We start from the raw sequence: 13,508 nt of genomic DNA, 5'->3' as shown, positions 1-13,508 counted from the left end.
CTAAATATTAGCGGCTAATTGTAGGAAATTATGCTACAATTATTGGCAATGAGTTAAGAAAGTAGGTAAAGATCTTGCATCGTGATTCTCTTAAAGACGCCAAGCGAATTGTTATCAAAGTGGGTACCAATTCCCTGATGACGTCAACCAACAATATCCGCTACCAACGCATTGACCGCCTAGCTTATGTGATCTCTTCCCTTGCCCAAAGTGGAAAAGAAGTCATCTTAGTCTCTTCGGGAGCCATGGGGGTGGGCTGTGCCCAACTCAATCTCCCCAAGCGCCCCAAAAATATTCCCGACCAACAAGCCGTTGCCGCTGTCGGTCAAGTGGCTCTAATGAATACCTACGCCCGCTTTTTCTCTTATTATCATAAATCAGTCGCCCAAATTCTCATGACTAGAGACGTGATTGATTTCCATGATTCTCTAGCCAATTTGAAAAATAATTTTGCCAGTTTACTCAAGCACCAAATTATCCCTATCGTTAATGAAAATGACGCCATTGCCGTCGATGAAATGGACCATAAAGTACGTTTTGGAGATAATGATAACCTCTCCGCCTTGGTGGCTTCCATAGTTGAAGCTGACCTGCTTATCTTATTAACCGACGTGGATGGCTTTTATGATGCTAACCCGAATACTGATCCCCAAGCCCACCGCTTCTCTACCATCCATGAAGTTAATGCAGATTATCTGGCCATGGCTGGTGATAAGGGATCGACCTTCTCTACCGGTGGTATGCATAGTAAGCTGAAGGCAGCTGCTAAAACCCTAGAAGAAGGTCGTCGCTTAGTCATTATGTCTTCCGAAGAGCCCAGTCAAATCTTTGATGTCTTAAAAGGCGCCGATATCGGCACCGCTTTTATTCCTAAAAACTAATAAGATCATTAACTAAGGAGTGAAAAACCATGATTAATTCAGCTGATTTAGTACAAATGGGCCAAGAGGCCAAAGCAGCAGCCCGTCAACTCAGCAATTTATCCCGGGCTAAAAAAGACCAAGCCCTTATCCAAATGGCCCAGGCCCTAAGAAATGCCTCAGAAAATATTCTCTCAACCAACCAGGCAGAGTGCCAAAAAGCTCAAGAACAAGGACTGAAAGCTGCTTTTGTGGAACGGATGACCTTAAATCCAGACCGCATTGAAGCTATGGCCCAAGGTCTAGAAAAAGTCGCCCAATTAGACGACCCCATTAACCATGTCGATGAAATGTGGATCAATGAAAATGGTCTAAGAATCGGTAAACGCCGGGTGCCTCTAGGGGTCATCGGTATTATTTATGAATCCCGTCCCAATGTCAGTTCGGATGCCGCTGGGCTTTGCTTTAAAACAGGTAATGCCGTGATTCTGCGTGGAGGCAAGGAAACCATTCAAACCAACCAAGCCATCGTCCATGCTTTACAAGAAGGCCTTGAAGCAGTCGGCTTGCCTAAAGCTGCCATCCAGTTTATCGACAACCCTAGCCACGACTTAGCCGGGGAAATGATGACCATGAATGACTCCATCGATTGCCTAATCCCCCGCGGAAGTAAGAATCTCATCCAAAGAGTCGTCCAAACGGCCACGATTCCAACCATTGAAACCGGAGTGGGAAACTGTCATCTCTATATTCATGAAGCCTGCGATTTTGATATGGCTTTAAAAATCCTAATCAATGGAAAAACCCAAAGAGTTTCTGTCTGCAATGCCCTAGAAACTCTCCTTGTTGACCAGGCCATCGCCAAAGATTTTCTACCCCTAGCTGGTCAGGCACTGAAGGACCACCAGGTTAAAATCCATGGTGACCGAGTCAGCGCTGACTATATCGATGGCGTTATTCCAGCCACTGCAGCCGACTATGACGAGGAATACTTGGACTATGAAATTGCCATTAAGGTAGTTAAGGGTTACCAAGAGGCCGTTGACCATATTGCTGAACACTCTAGTCACCATTCCGAAGCCATTGTAACCAATGATTATGCCATCGCTAACCGCTTTATGGATGACGTGGACTCGGCCTGTGTCTACGTTAATGCCTCGACCCGCTTTACCGACGGTGAGGTCTTTGGCTTTGGTGGCGAAATCGGAATTTCCACCCAAAAACTCCACGCCCGTGGCCCCATGGGCTTAGAAGCACTCACCTCCTATAAATACACCATCTTCGGCCAAGGCCAAATCAGAGAGTAAAAGAGTGCGACAGTCACATCAAAGGACGAAGCCTAGCAAACCTTCAAAAAATTAAACAAACAAAAACGGAGTTGCCCACAATCAGGCTACTCCGTTTTTTCTATTATTTATAATTTTCTCCAACTTAAATCCTAGCTTATCCATTGACTACTGTAACATTGGTTACTGATAGTTCAATGTCATCGAGAAGATAGCTCGCCTTGGTCGGTTGCCCTTGCATAGGGATGTCATCGACTACCATAATGGCATAGTTAGGCGCCCAACTCCCTAGAAAATCACTTGGAATTTCCCAGTCCACTGGCTCGAACTGGAGGTCAAAGTCATCAATTTTAAACTCTAAATGCGCATTCATTTCCGTAATGGTCTTGCCGGTTAAATTAATCATGACAAAGGCCGTACGAGCGGTATGGTTCCGTAAATTAGGTTGGGCCTCAATAGCGAACATATTTATTTGCCCATCCATAAAGTATTCTTGGTAGTTATTGATAAATTCTTGGATTGTTTTTAACACTTGGCTGACATCATTCTTGGCATATTGGGTATTCAAGCGTTTTAATTCTTCGTTCTGCGCATAAGTCAAAGCAGCATGTATCGGTTTAGCCACGTTATCTACCTCCATTGGTTAAATTTTTCTTACTAGATTCTTCGCCTTTACTATAGTCCATTTTTTCTTGGTCACTTAGGCAAGGAGCCTTAACTTGGGAATGACGCCAGTCCCAAAGCTGCAGTCCAGCTAAGCTCAGTAAAGTTAAAGCTAATTTATTCATCTTATCGATCTCTCCCAATTGATTAAGAGCTAGGACTGTAAATCCTCACTATCAATATCTTCATCACGGTAACCATAGCCATAATAGGCATTCATCCCTTGGCCATCGGCTCCATTATAGATGGCCCCAATTACATTAGCATCAACGCTTTCCAAGAGGCGCTTGGATTTTTGAATATCCTGGTAACTGGCCACACCCTCCCGCAAGACGAAGACACTGGCATCTGTTCGGCTGGCAATAATTTGGGCATCAGTCACTGGTAAGAGTGGGGGCGCATCAATGATAACCAAGTCAAAGACAGCCGTCACATCCTCCAATAAGTCACTCATCCGTTGAGAACTCAAGAGCTCGGCCGGGTTAGGCGGGATAGGACCAGCTGGTATCACATAGGTGTTCACTTCAGCCACATATTGGGCGACATCCATGTAATCGACATCGCGGTCAGTAAGATAAGTTGTCAAACCCTTGCGGCTATGGATATCGAAGGTTTTATGCACTGTAGGTTTACGTAAATCGCAATCAATCATCAAAACGCGTACCCCATCCAAATGCGCCATGGTCGTCGCCACATTGGCTGCAATGGTGGATTTTCCTTCCCAAGGGCCTGATGAGGTAAACATTAGCGTCTTCAAATGATAAGCATCAATAGCAAATTGGATATTGGTACGAATCGTGCGAAACTGTTCTGAAATCACATGATTAGGATCGGCAGCCGTGATTAAACTCACGCCACGCCGTTGTTCCTTATTTTTTTTGTCAATTTTTCGTTGTTTGAAATTAAACATAAGACTTGATCACCTTTACTAAATTCGCCGTTTGGTCTCATCATTGTCATCCTGGCTTCTATAACGACGTTTAAAGCGGGTCACCTCAATGGACTCCTCACTCATTTGCGGTAAGACACCAATTAAGGACCAACCCATTTCTTCAACCACAGCTTGACTCCGTACCGTATCATCGTTAAGCACCCGAATCGCTTGGATGACTAGACTGACTAAGCCCCCGAGTACAGCTCCTAAGAGGAGATTCAACCAGTAATTGGGACTAACCGGTTTCTCATTATAGCTGGCTGGGCTTAATAAGGTCACTTTTTCAACAGCGAGGACTTGGGGAAGTTGTTGGATAAATTCTTTACTAATATCGGAGGCCAAGCTTTGCGCTTGACTAGCATTCCCGTCTGTCACAATCACATTGAAGACTGCCGATTTTTGATCAGCTTCTAAATGGGTATTCTCACTCAAAGTTTCAACGTCCCTTTGATGAGCTTGGGCCACTGGGTGTAAGATAAGTGGCGTATGGAGCAGGTCGTCGTAGGTTTTTAAGCCCGCTTTCTTTTCGTCCGCCTTGTCCTTATCACTGTCCTTAGGGGTGACCACGATTTGAGTTTGTGAGGCGTATTCTGCCTCTGCCCATAAGAAATTATAAGCACTGGCCACCACGATCCCAAGCAGGACCCCTAAGAAGATAAACAGCCACTGCCGCTTAAGCCCCCGGAAAAAAGAAGCCAATGATCGTCCTTTGTACTGCTTCATGGTTAACTGTCACATCCTCATTTCTTTAAAATAATCATAGCAGCCTTTCTAATTGATTAAGAAAAGGCCCGTTTTAACTTTCTAGAAGAACCAGAAACGCTTTTTCTTTTTCATTTGAAAATGGTCGATTAAAGGATCCCCATTAATCAAAGCCCTAGCATTCTGCTGGATATCAAAGCTAATGCTCTGTCCATAGCGGTTTTCCAAGGCTGCATAGGCTTGGCGTAATTGGTAGTCGTCACTAGCAGTGGAGAAACTTCCTAGCAGGTGGGCCAAACCGGCTTCCAATAAGTAATGGCACTGTTTCTTTACTTGCTTGCCCTGCCGACCCAGTAGATTTCCCGCCGTCAAGGCCGTGTAGCAACCCTGGTCAACCCACTGATAAACTTGGTCAATATCGCGCATGAGGGCCTGGTTTTCCTCAATTTGGACTAAGACTGGGCGGATATCATGCTTCAACCATTCGAAAAGTAAGGGTTCAAAGTAGCGCTGGGGATCCTCTTGATTTAATTTAACTAGAACATAACGCTGGTTGAGATCAGCATAGAGAATATCTTGGGATAAGTCATCCCAGGAAATCGCCTGGGCTAAGTCAATAATCTGACCCGGGTAGACCATTAAGGCAATCCCTCGCCGGTCTAAGTCCTCTTGAAAAGCTTCGGCGGCCTGTACTAAGTCCCCCCCAGTAGCTGCTGGATCAGTCGGATAAGAAGCAGTAGCTAGGACATGGGTCACACCACTTTGCCAAATAGTATTAGCCATGGCTAACTGCTCTTTATTAGAGTCTGTATGATCCACTTTGGCAATGTGACAGGCCATATCCACTAACATCTAGCATTCTCCTTTTTATTGACGGTTATCCTCATAAGCCAGTAGCTGGCTGTTTTCATCGTATACTACCTTAATATCAAACAGCTCATCGCTAGTCATTAAGGGCTCTAAGAATAAGCGGTCGCCTTCCCACAGCGGGAGGTCTAAGACTTCATCTTTAGGGATCCAAGCCATAACCCCTTCATCATTCTCCCTGACCTCATCACTAGCTAGGGTTCCCGTATAAACAAAAATATACATCGGCTCATCTTCGGCATAGATAAAGGTGACGACACCGCGAAATTCTGCTGCTTCAAGTTCCCAGCCGGTCTCTTCTTTTACTTCCCGCTTAGCACATTCTAAGGGAGCTTCTCCTAGTTCGAACTTTCCCCCAATGCCAACCCATTTACCCTGGTTGATATCATGTGCCTTCTTGATACGGTGTAACATTAAAAAGCGCTCATCACGCTCCAAATAGACTAAACTGGTTAATTGCATCCTTCCACCCCTTCTGTCTTACTTATTATAGCGTGTTAAGCCCTATTTTAACAGTTATCCACTAAGATATCTTCAAAGAGATCTTAAAATCCTTTGCCAAATTACCATCCCAATAACCAGTCTAATAAAAAAGTCTCCTACCTTGATGGTTAAGAGACTTGATAATTGATGCTTATTTAGTGAGTAAATAATTCTTTAAACTAGGTAATACGGCTGTGGCTAGGGTACCTGTGCCTCCGTGAGTCCCCACTACTGGGGTTAACCAATCAAATTCGATTTCAATATCTGGTAATTTCTCGCGGATTAAATCTGCCAGCTCTTTGGCCCCTGATTCATCATCAGCATGGGCAATGGTGCCTTTGTAGCCCTGAGAGTATTTCTTAGCTTCTTCGATAAAGGCATCGGCTAGCTTCATTAAGGCCTTACGTTTGGTTCTCACCTTGGCTAAGACGGAAATATTTCCTTCTTGGTCAAATTCAATCAAAGGAACGATTTTTAATAAGGACCCCAGTAACCCCTGAGCCCGTGAAGCCCGGCCGCCCTTAACTAAGTTATTAATATCACCTACTAAAGCCCAGATGGTCGTGTGTGCATTTAACCATTTAATCTTAGCCACCACTTCTTCAGGCTCAGCCCCAGCTTCCACTAAATCTAAAGCCTGACTCACCAGGTAACGGAGAGGCGTTGCTGCCCGACCAGTATCAATCACATAGGTTTTAATTTGGTCTTCAAATTCACTAGCTACCGATTGTCCGGTCTGGCTTGTCCCACTTAACACAGCGCTCAAGGGGATAAAGAAGACGGTATCATAACCTTTGTCCACTAATTCTTCATAAATGGCATAGAAGTCTTGGGGGCGGGGTTGAGAAGTCTTAGGTAGCTCTTTGGCATTTTTCAAGCGATGATAAAATTCCGGTAGGATGCTACGATCTTCACTCTCAATAAAAGTCTCTCCTGAGGAAAAATGGAGCTGTAAAGAAACATAATAAATATCAGGATGATTAAGCAAGCGATCATTGAGTGTCGCCGTAGAATCGGTTAAAATTGCTGCTTTCATTTAAACAACCTCCTTATTTAAGCTTTGCTTATATTATAACTTAAAATTTTCAACTTTGGGGAGTACACAAAAAGCGACACTATTACAGCCCAAGTGGGTGCCAATTACCGGGGGAATCAAGCCGTGACGGATAGGATATTGACTTTCATCCTTAGCAATCATTTGCTCAAACTCCTCGGCTAAAGGGCTATCTGGAGTGGTGATAAGAGCTAATTCCAAGCCTTCTGGATAAGCCGTCATCTCTTTTTCCATTAATTCTTCCATCCGTTTGAGGGCCTTCTTTTGGGTGCGAACTTTTTCGACCATTTCCAAGGCCCCATTGCGTTCGATTCGGACAATGGGAAATATCTTCAATAAATTACCTAAGAGCGCCATTCCCTTACTTGCTCGGCCCCCTTTGACAAGATTATCAAGATTGCCAACGATGACATAGATCACCATCGCCTCATCCAAGTGGTTCAAAAGGTCAACAATCTCAGCTAGCGATAATTTCCCAGCCTCGATCAAGTTTAAAGCGACTTCAACCAAGTAGGCTAGGGGAATGGAGGTTTGCCGAGTGTCCATCAAATAAACGGATAGACGGTCTTGGTAATCTTGGGCCACGCTTTGACAATTTTGAAAGGTGCCACTCAAGGCCGAAGGAAAAGTCATGATTAAAACCTCATCATAACCCTTGGCTACTAAGTCATCCATCACTTGGACCACTTCCCCCATGCTGGGCTGGGAGGTTCTTGGTAAAGTGTTCATGCTTGCCAGACTGTGATAGTAGGCAGTCACTTGGTCTCTATCGCTGGTGTCAGTCATAGTCGACCCATCAGCTAAATTAATTTGTAAATAGACTTGGTAAACATCGGGATGTTTGGCTAAAGATTCCGGTAAGGCCGCTGTACTATCAGTAATAATTGCAGTTTTCATAAGGTTTTCCTCCTTAATAAGATAAAGCTTCTCATGTGCCTTTCATTTTTAGTGCAGCAGAAAAATAGTGTCCACGTACTTTTGACAAAATAACGATCTCTCCTGGTAATAAGCTCATCATTAGGCTGATTAAGCAATAAAAAAGGGCCGAAGTTTTCCTCCAGCCCTCAATTTCAATACCGTATTAATCTCCATTATAGATGCTTGGAATGACCACATAGTCAACTGTGCGTAATGCACCTAAATCCCTACCACCTGCGTAAGAAATACTACTTTGTAAGTCTTCTTGCATTTCTTTCAAGGTTTTGAAGATGCTGCCGCGGCTTTCAATTAAAATTTTCTTACCTTCAACATTCTTATATTCGCCCTTTTGAAATTCAGAAGCAGAGCCAAAATATTCCTTATATTTTTGTCCATTTTGAATGACTTCTTCACCTGGTGATTCTTCATGGGCTGCGAGTAAGGAACCAATCATCACCATGGAAGCGCCAAAGCGGAAGCTCTTAGCAATGTCACCATGGGTACGGATACCCCCGTCAGCAATAATTGGCTTACGGGCTGCTTTAGCACACAGGCGAATGGCCGCTAATTGCCAGCCTGCGGTCCCAAAACCCGTTTTAATCTTAGTAATACATACCCGACCTGGCCCTACACCAACTTTGGTAGCGTCAGCGCCGGCGTTTTCTAAGTCACGGACGGCTTCTGGAGTAGCGATATTACCTGCAATGACAAAGGTATCAGGTAGTTGTTTCTTGATATATTTAATCATATCAATAACCGTATGGGAATGACCATGGGCAATATCAATGGTGATATAGTCTACTTTTTCACCAGACTCTTTCACTTCATCGATAAAGTCATATTCTTCAGGCTTCACCCCAACACTAACAGAAGTATAAAGTCCTTTTTGATTCATACGACGGATAAAATCTAAACGTTTTTCCGGTTCAAAACGGTGCATAATGTAGAAATAGCCATTAGCAGCTAATTTTTCGGCTAAGGATTCATTAAGGACCGTTTGCATGTTAGCAGGGACAACCGGAATCTTGAACTTATGAGGTCCAAATTGAATACCCGTATCACATTCCGACCGGCTCTCTACAATACACTTAGCAGGGATTAACTGGACTTGCTCATAATCAAAAGTTTGCATTTATTCTCTCCTAATTTCACTAAATTATTCAAACTATTAAAATAAACCTTTAACATTGTAACACCACGCCATTAAAAATCAAGGCTAATCGGCTATTTTAGAGAAAAATATTCGTTTTATAGAGAAATTTAAGGAAATAACCCTTGATTATAATCGCTAATTCCGAACATTAATCTTTTCCGTGTGTTTTCTTGAACTTAGCAATAATGGCCTGATTGACACATTCAGGTACTAAGGCAGACACATCCCCACCGAAATAGGCGGTCTCTTTGATAAGACTGGAAGAGACGAAGCGGTATTTTTCATCCGACAGCATGAGTAAGGTTTCGACATCATCCGCTTGCAGTTTATTCATCAAGGCAATGTTAGTCTCATACTCAAAGTCTTTGACATTGCGGACGCCACGAATGAGGGCACAGCAATTCAGAGATTTGGCTAAGTCAATGGTCAAACCACCCGTGAGACGCATGACTTCCACATTATCCAGCCCAGCTAAGGCTTCTTTAGCCAGGGCTAATTTCTCTTCATCGCTAAAGAGGGCTTGTTTAGTGGTGTTCACTGCTACAGCAACATAGAGGGTATCAAAAATACGGCTAGCGCGCTCAATCATATCGACATGACCTTTAGTCATTGGGTCAAAACTACCAGCGTATAGTGCATTTCTAATGCCCATGATCGACTTCCTTTCTTTTATCGGTTTTCAATTTCTCATTCAATTAATAGCTTCCCGGAGCTGGTTGAGCGGGCACTGTGTTTTCTGGTGCCACTGCTCCCCCTCCTGCTGCCGGTTGTTGGGCTCGGTTGGCTCCTAGACCTGGAGCTTGGGGAGTTGGAGCTTGAGGGAGAGGTGCGGGAGCTTGAGGCTGGGGAGCGGGAGTCGGACTAACCGGTGCTTGTGGCTGATAGGCAGGCTGCTGACTTTCAGCTTGAGGCAAACCATTTTCGCTTGGTCTCACCGTGTCCCCTGAAGCATCGTCACCTTGCGGTTGATTTTGGGCCTCATAATTTAAACCTTCTTCTCCAAATTCTTTTTCAATCAAACGGTCGAGTTTATTTTTCTCATAAACGCCCGGTTTAATGGCCATTTCTTCGTCTTCAAGAATGCCATTACCATTTAAATCCGAAACAGGGAAATAGACTGGTGGAATATTAAAACTTACCGGGTAAACAATGGCCGACTGGGTCGGTTCCAGTTCCAATAAGGCCCGAATCCGATTCGACATGCGGATGCGGTCTTCTTCCTCAATCGCTAAATACCAACCAAAAGTTAAATTCAAATCTAACCAGTCATCAAAGACTAAGTGGATAGGATTCTTAAGGGCTTGTAAATAATTTTGTTGGAGGGCCAGCATGTCATTGGGCCGTAAATCAGTCCGTAAGTTATCACCGAGAGTATTCAAAATTTCTTCATAATTAAAGACCGTATCCATGGATAAGAGTCGGTCAATAACAGCTTGAACCAATTGTTGTTGGCGTTTTTGACGGCCAATATCCCCCTCAGGATCCATTTTACGCATCCGTACATACATCATGGCTTCCTTACCAGATAAGGTCCGTGTTTCACCTTCAGTAAAGCTGACTCCATCTTGTTCAAAAGTCATGGGTGACGTAATTTCAATACCGCCCATGCCATCAATAATATCAATGAACCCTTGCATATTGACTTCAACATAATGGTCAATAGGGACATCAAGGAAACGTTGGATGGAATTAATGGAGTCCTCCATGCCCCCATTCATATAAGCATGGTTCAATTTATTGAAGTCATTAGTCTTTCCTTGGGGAGCCAGGGTATCGCGAGGGAGGCTTAGGATAGTTGATTTACCCTCTTTGGGGTTGATGGTAATCACCATCATGACATCTGAACGCCCATCCTTAACATTTTCATACATTAAAGCGCCATTATCGATCCCCTCGAGTAAAATATTGACCGGGTCGCCATTCTTGAGCGATATCCGACTATCACGCATATTTTCCCGGTCAACATTCTGATAGATGGCCCCGGAAAAATTAAAGAAGTTAAAGGCTAAGCGAATAATAAAGACGACTACAATAATTCCTATAACTAGGCCCAGTCCCTTAAAAATTTTCTTTCCTTTACCTTTATTCTTATCATCATCCGGTTGATGGTGGCGGTAGCTCCGTCGATTTTCTTGAATTGACGATTGCTTCATATTTTCACTTCCTTAGCTTTTAATTTCCTCGATTAAAATCAATTTGCAAGGAGTCGATGCCTAAGTTTTCGTCACCAGCTTCTGCTTTTTGCATGGTCAAAATCTTGGGTTTATCTGCAGTGACTACTAGAGTATGCTCATATTGGGCACACCAGGAACCATCCACTGTGCGCGCCGTCCAACCGTTACTATCCACCTTGGCTTGGTAGCCACCCATGGTAATCATGGGTTCGATACAGATGGTCATGCCTTCACGAAGGCGTTGACCACGTCCAGGGCGCCCATAATGAGGAATTTGCGGATCTTCGTGCATGGTAGGTTGAATGCCATGACCGACAAAGTCACGAACAACACCAAAGCCTTCTGCTTCTGCATAACTTTGAATAGCATGTCCGATATCTCCAATCCGGTTACCAGCCACAGCCTGCTCAATTCCCAAGTATAGGCTCTTCTTGGTGACATCTAAGAGGTGTTGGACTTCAGAGTCGACCTCGCCAATCTTAAAGGTATGACAAGTATCGGTAAAGAATCCATCCAGCGAGAGGACAGTATCTACCGAACAAATATCGCCAGCTTTTAAAATGGTCTTTTTATCTGGGAAGGCGTGGCAAATTTCATCATTGGTTGAGGTACATGATGCATAAGGGTAGCCCTCAAAACCAATTTCTTCAGGAATAGCTCCTGCTTGACGAGTACGTTTTTCAATGAAATCATTAATATCCATGGTAGAAATACCAGGTTCGATAATATCGCGTAATTCTTCCATAATGCTTGCCACTAAACGGCCAGCTTCTGCCATAGCTTGAATTTCGCGTTCAGACTTGATGGTAATCATTGATTTCTTCCTTTCATAAATTATCATAGCTAAGTATACAATAAAAGCCTTAAAATAGATGCTTATTTCTCGGCCTTAAGGGATTTATTAACAATTTATGAAATAAATTAGTTTTTTTCAAGTTTTTCTGGTCTTTTTTAAACAAATCATATACAATATCTTAAGCAAGATATGATTAGCTATGTCAATATAGTAATATTTTCTACTGATACTTTATATCCTGCAATCAAACTTTTTTTGAATACCATAGATGGGGAGATGAATTATGGGAAAACAACAAAAGCTTGAGCAAATCGCCTACCTATATATGAAAGACCAAATTATCCAAGGCAATTGGCCAAATGATCATCATATTGTGGAAGCAGCTATTTCAGAAAAATTAGATATGAGCCGTAGCCCAATCCGTGCTGCCCTAGCCATATTAGCAGATGAAGAGATTGTAGAAATGCGGCCCTACCGAGGATTTTTTGTCAAAACCAGTTTAGAGGATGTCGACTTGGTCGCTTTCCGTTTGCGTTATTTTGCAATTTGCTATTTCCGCTTAATGGACCGTGCCTTAAAGCACAAAGCCAGCGCCAAAGACTTGCCAGCTGATCTTGACCAAAACTTAAATAATTTAATCGCTGCCTTCGAAAGTGATAATTATTTAGACTGCGTCCAATGGGAATGCGCGATTATTAAGAGCTTGCTCAATTTATCCCAACATGACTTCTTAGTGGAAGAAGCCATTAAATGTTATGCTTCTGTTTTGGAAAGAGTCCATAACCACTTACAAGCTGGTGATAACAAAACACATTGCGCTTACCAAGCTAGAAATATTATTTACATTCAAGATATTATTTTCCTAGCCAAACGTAATGAATTTGACGAAACACGTACCTTAATTGAGTTATTAACCCTACACCAATATCAATATTTCAATGACCAAGAAAAAGCGGTCTTTGACCAAGCTTCGCCTTACGCCATGAAATAATGTCAACCAACCAATAACCTCTTTTAACAAGGAGTTATTGGTTTTTCTTTCATCTGATAAGCTTAAACTAGCGCTGCTTAGTCGTTTTTGCTATACTTGATGGGATTATTAGTCAAATGAATAAATTAAAGGAGAATAAGAATGAAAGCCTTAATTGCTTATGCCAGTATGACTGGTAACACAGAAGAAGCCTGTGACGTTATGGCTGAAGCTTTGGAAGATTTAGGGGTGGAAGTTGATATGGATTCCTCCTTAAACCTATTTGGCGAAGACTTTCTCGATGTGGATATCTGTGTTGTAGGCACCTATACTTACGGCTCAGAATTACCGGATGATGTCGTCGACCTTTATGAAGATTTAGAAGATTTAGATTTAACTGGCAAGGTTTTTATCAGCCTGGGGTCCGGAGACCACGATTACCCGGACTATTGCCAATCCGTCGATGACTTCTATGACCAATTCCTACAAACGGGAGCTCAAGCAGCTTGTCCAGCTATTAAAATTGAAATTGATTGCAATGCTGAAGACATTGAAACCATTGAAGCCGGCGCTCAGGCAGCGGTCAACTTAGTTAAGCAAAAACCACATTAAATCAATGTCCCCTAGCCAATAAGACAGCAAACTAGT

16 protein-coding genes are annotated in these 13,508 nt (G+C 43.1%); 4 read left to right on the top strand and 12 right to left on the bottom strand.

Annotation, left to right across the window (positions count from 1 at the left end; genetic code table 11):
• Nucleotides 1–74: 74 nt before the first annotated feature.
• Together proB and DBT50_RS01950 are read left to right on the top strand one after the other, a co-directional pair.
• Nucleotides 75–881, top strand: coding sequence for a glutamate 5-kinase (gene proB / locus DBT50_RS01955; protein WP_111821389.1), 807 nt, complete (start codon nt 75–77; stop codon nt 879–881).
• Between the two features lie 29 nt (nt 882–910).
• Entirely contained in the window at nt 911–2,167 is a 1,257-nt protein-coding gene (locus DBT50_RS01950; RefSeq protein ID WP_111851853.1) for a glutamate-5-semialdehyde dehydrogenase, read from the top strand.
• 136 nt (nt 2,168–2,303) lie between these two features.
• Here DBT50_RS01950 and DBT50_RS01945 read toward each other — a convergent pair whose 3' ends face one another.
• The 12 genes from DBT50_RS01945 to map all read right to left on the bottom strand — a co-directional run bounded on the left by DBT50_RS01945 (nt 2,304) and on the right by map (nt 11,908).
• The gene (locus tag DBT50_RS01945) at nt 2,304–2,771 is read right to left on the bottom strand and encodes a hypothetical protein (protein ID WP_111851854.1); all 468 of its coding nucleotides are present in this window, start codon (nt 2,769–2,771) and stop codon (nt 2,304–2,306) included.
• Nucleotide 2,772: 1 nt separating this feature from the next.
• The gene (locus DBT50_RS01940; protein ID WP_181566050.1) at nt 2,773–2,934 is read right to left on the bottom strand and encodes a hypothetical protein; all 162 of its coding nucleotides are present in this window, start codon (nt 2,932–2,934) and stop codon (nt 2,773–2,775) included.
• A 29-nt stretch (nt 2,935–2,963) separates the two neighbouring features.
• The gene (locus DBT50_RS01935) at nt 2,964–3,719 is read right to left on the bottom strand and encodes a CpsD/CapB family tyrosine-protein kinase (RefSeq protein ID WP_013669688.1); all 756 of its coding nucleotides are present in this window, start codon (nt 3,717–3,719) and stop codon (nt 2,964–2,966) included.
• A gap of 18 nt (nt 3,720–3,737) precedes the next feature.
• Nucleotides 3,738–4,466, bottom strand: coding sequence for a YveK family protein (locus DBT50_RS01930; protein ID WP_111851855.1), 729 nt, complete (start codon nt 4,464–4,466; stop codon nt 3,738–3,740).
• A gap of 81 nt (nt 4,467–4,547) precedes the next feature.
• Nucleotides 4,548–5,297 carry a CpsB/CapC family capsule biosynthesis tyrosine phosphatase gene (locus DBT50_RS01925; RefSeq protein ID WP_111851856.1) on the bottom strand — a complete coding sequence of 250 codons (750 nt, stop codon included), beginning with the start codon at nt 5,295–5,297 and terminating at the stop codon, nt 4,548–4,550.
• A 15-nt stretch (nt 5,298–5,312) separates the two neighbouring features.
• Nucleotides 5,313–5,774: an NUDIX hydrolase gene (locus DBT50_RS01920; protein WP_111821393.1), complete on the bottom strand. Its 462-nt coding sequence runs from the start codon at nt 5,772–5,774 to the stop codon at nt 5,313–5,315.
• 172 nt (nt 5,775–5,946) lie between these two features.
• Nucleotides 5,947–6,831, bottom strand: a complete 885-nt coding sequence (locus DBT50_RS01915; protein ID WP_111821394.1) for a DegV family protein — start codon at nt 6,829–6,831, stop codon at nt 5,947–5,949.
• Between the two features lie 33 nt (nt 6,832–6,864).
• Nucleotides 6,865–7,746, bottom strand: coding sequence for a DegV family protein (locus DBT50_RS01910; RefSeq protein ID WP_111853069.1), 882 nt, complete (start codon nt 7,744–7,746; stop codon nt 6,865–6,867).
• Nucleotides 7,747–7,930: 184 nt separating this feature from the next.
• Nucleotides 7,931–8,899, bottom strand: a complete 969-nt coding sequence (locus DBT50_RS01905) for a GMP reductase (RefSeq protein WP_111821396.1) — start codon at nt 8,897–8,899, stop codon at nt 7,931–7,933.
• 169 nt (nt 8,900–9,068) lie between these two features.
• The gene (gene coaD / locus DBT50_RS01900) at nt 9,069–9,572 is read right to left on the bottom strand and encodes a pantetheine-phosphate adenylyltransferase (RefSeq protein WP_111821397.1); all 504 of its coding nucleotides are present in this window, start codon (nt 9,570–9,572) and stop codon (nt 9,069–9,071) included.
• A gap of 43 nt (nt 9,573–9,615) precedes the next feature.
• Nucleotides 9,616–11,073: an LCP family protein gene (locus DBT50_RS01895; protein WP_111851858.1), complete on the bottom strand. Its 1,458-nt coding sequence runs from the start codon at nt 11,071–11,073 to the stop codon at nt 9,616–9,618.
• A gap of 19 nt (nt 11,074–11,092) precedes the next feature.
• A complete protein-coding gene (gene map, locus DBT50_RS01890; protein ID WP_111853070.1) occupies nt 11,093–11,908 on the bottom strand; it encodes a type I methionyl aminopeptidase in 816 nt (271 codons plus the stop codon).
• Between the two features lie 265 nt (nt 11,909–12,173).
• Between map and DBT50_RS01885 the strand changes: the two genes are divergently transcribed.
• Both DBT50_RS01885 and DBT50_RS01880 read left to right on the top strand, forming a co-directional pair.
• The gene (locus DBT50_RS01885; RefSeq protein ID WP_070558615.1) at nt 12,174–12,881 is read left to right on the top strand and encodes a GntR family transcriptional regulator; all 708 of its coding nucleotides are present in this window, start codon (nt 12,174–12,176) and stop codon (nt 12,879–12,881) included.
• 141 nt (nt 12,882–13,022) lie between these two features.
• Entirely contained in the window at nt 13,023–13,472 is a 450-nt protein-coding gene (locus DBT50_RS01880) for a flavodoxin (protein ID WP_013669906.1), read from the top strand.
• Nucleotides 13,473–13,508: the final 36 nt, after the last annotated feature.

Origin of the sequence: Aerococcus tenax, assembly GCF_003286645.3 — a bacterium.
GTDB lineage: Bacteria > Bacillota > Bacilli > Lactobacillales > Aerococcaceae > Aerococcus > Aerococcus tenax.
The sequence above is the reverse complement of the archived record's forward strand: the minus strand, read 5'-3'. Positions and strand labels throughout refer to the sequence as shown.

Bases quoted from the DNA above. Each gene is read 5' to 3' on its own strand.
- DBT50_RS01925 (WP_111851856.1), bottom strand. From the start codon at position 5,297: ATGTTAGTGGATATGGCCTGTCACATTGCCAAAGTGGATCATACAGAC.
- DBT50_RS01920 (WP_111821393.1), bottom strand. From the start codon at position 5,774: ATGCAATTAACCAGTTTAGTCTATTTGGAGCGTGATGAGCGCTTTTTA.
- DBT50_RS01905 (WP_111821396.1), bottom strand. From the start codon at position 8,899: ATGCAAACTTTTGATTATGAGCAAGTCCAGTTAATCCCTGCTAAGTGT.
- DBT50_RS01880 (WP_013669906.1), top strand. From the start codon at position 13,023: ATGAAAGCCTTAATTGCTTATGCCAGTATGACTGGTAACACAGAAGAA.
- DBT50_RS01895 (WP_111851858.1), bottom strand. From the start codon at position 11,073: ATGAAGCAATCGTCAATTCAAGAAAATCGACGGAGCTACCGCCACCAT.
- DBT50_RS01930 (WP_111851855.1), bottom strand. From the start codon at position 4,466: ATGAAGCAGTACAAAGGACGATCATTGGCTTCTTTTTTCCGGGGGCTT.
- DBT50_RS01935 (WP_013669688.1), bottom strand. From the start codon at position 3,719: ATGTTTAATTTCAAACAACGAAAAATTGACAAAAAAAATAAGGAACAA.
- DBT50_RS01950 (WP_111851853.1), top strand. From the start codon at position 911: ATGATTAATTCAGCTGATTTAGTACAAATGGGCCAAGAGGCCAAAGCA.
- DBT50_RS01940 (WP_181566050.1), bottom strand. From the start codon at position 2,934: ATGAATAAATTAGCTTTAACTTTACTGAGCTTAGCTGGACTGCAGCTT.
- map (WP_111853070.1), bottom strand. From the start codon at position 11,908: ATGATTACCATCAAGTCTGAACGCGAAATTCAAGCTATGGCAGAAGCT.
- DBT50_RS01915 (WP_111821394.1), bottom strand. From the start codon at position 6,831: ATGAAAGCAGCAATTTTAACCGATTCTACGGCGACACTCAATGATCGC.
- coaD (WP_111821397.1), bottom strand. From the start codon at position 9,572: ATGGGCATTAGAAATGCACTATACGCTGGTAGTTTTGACCCAATGACT.
- DBT50_RS01910 (WP_111853069.1), bottom strand. From the start codon at position 7,746: ATGAAAACTGCAATTATTACTGATAGTACAGCGGCCTTACCGGAATCT.
- DBT50_RS01885 (WP_070558615.1), top strand. From the start codon at position 12,174: ATGGGAAAACAACAAAAGCTTGAGCAAATCGCCTACCTATATATGAAA.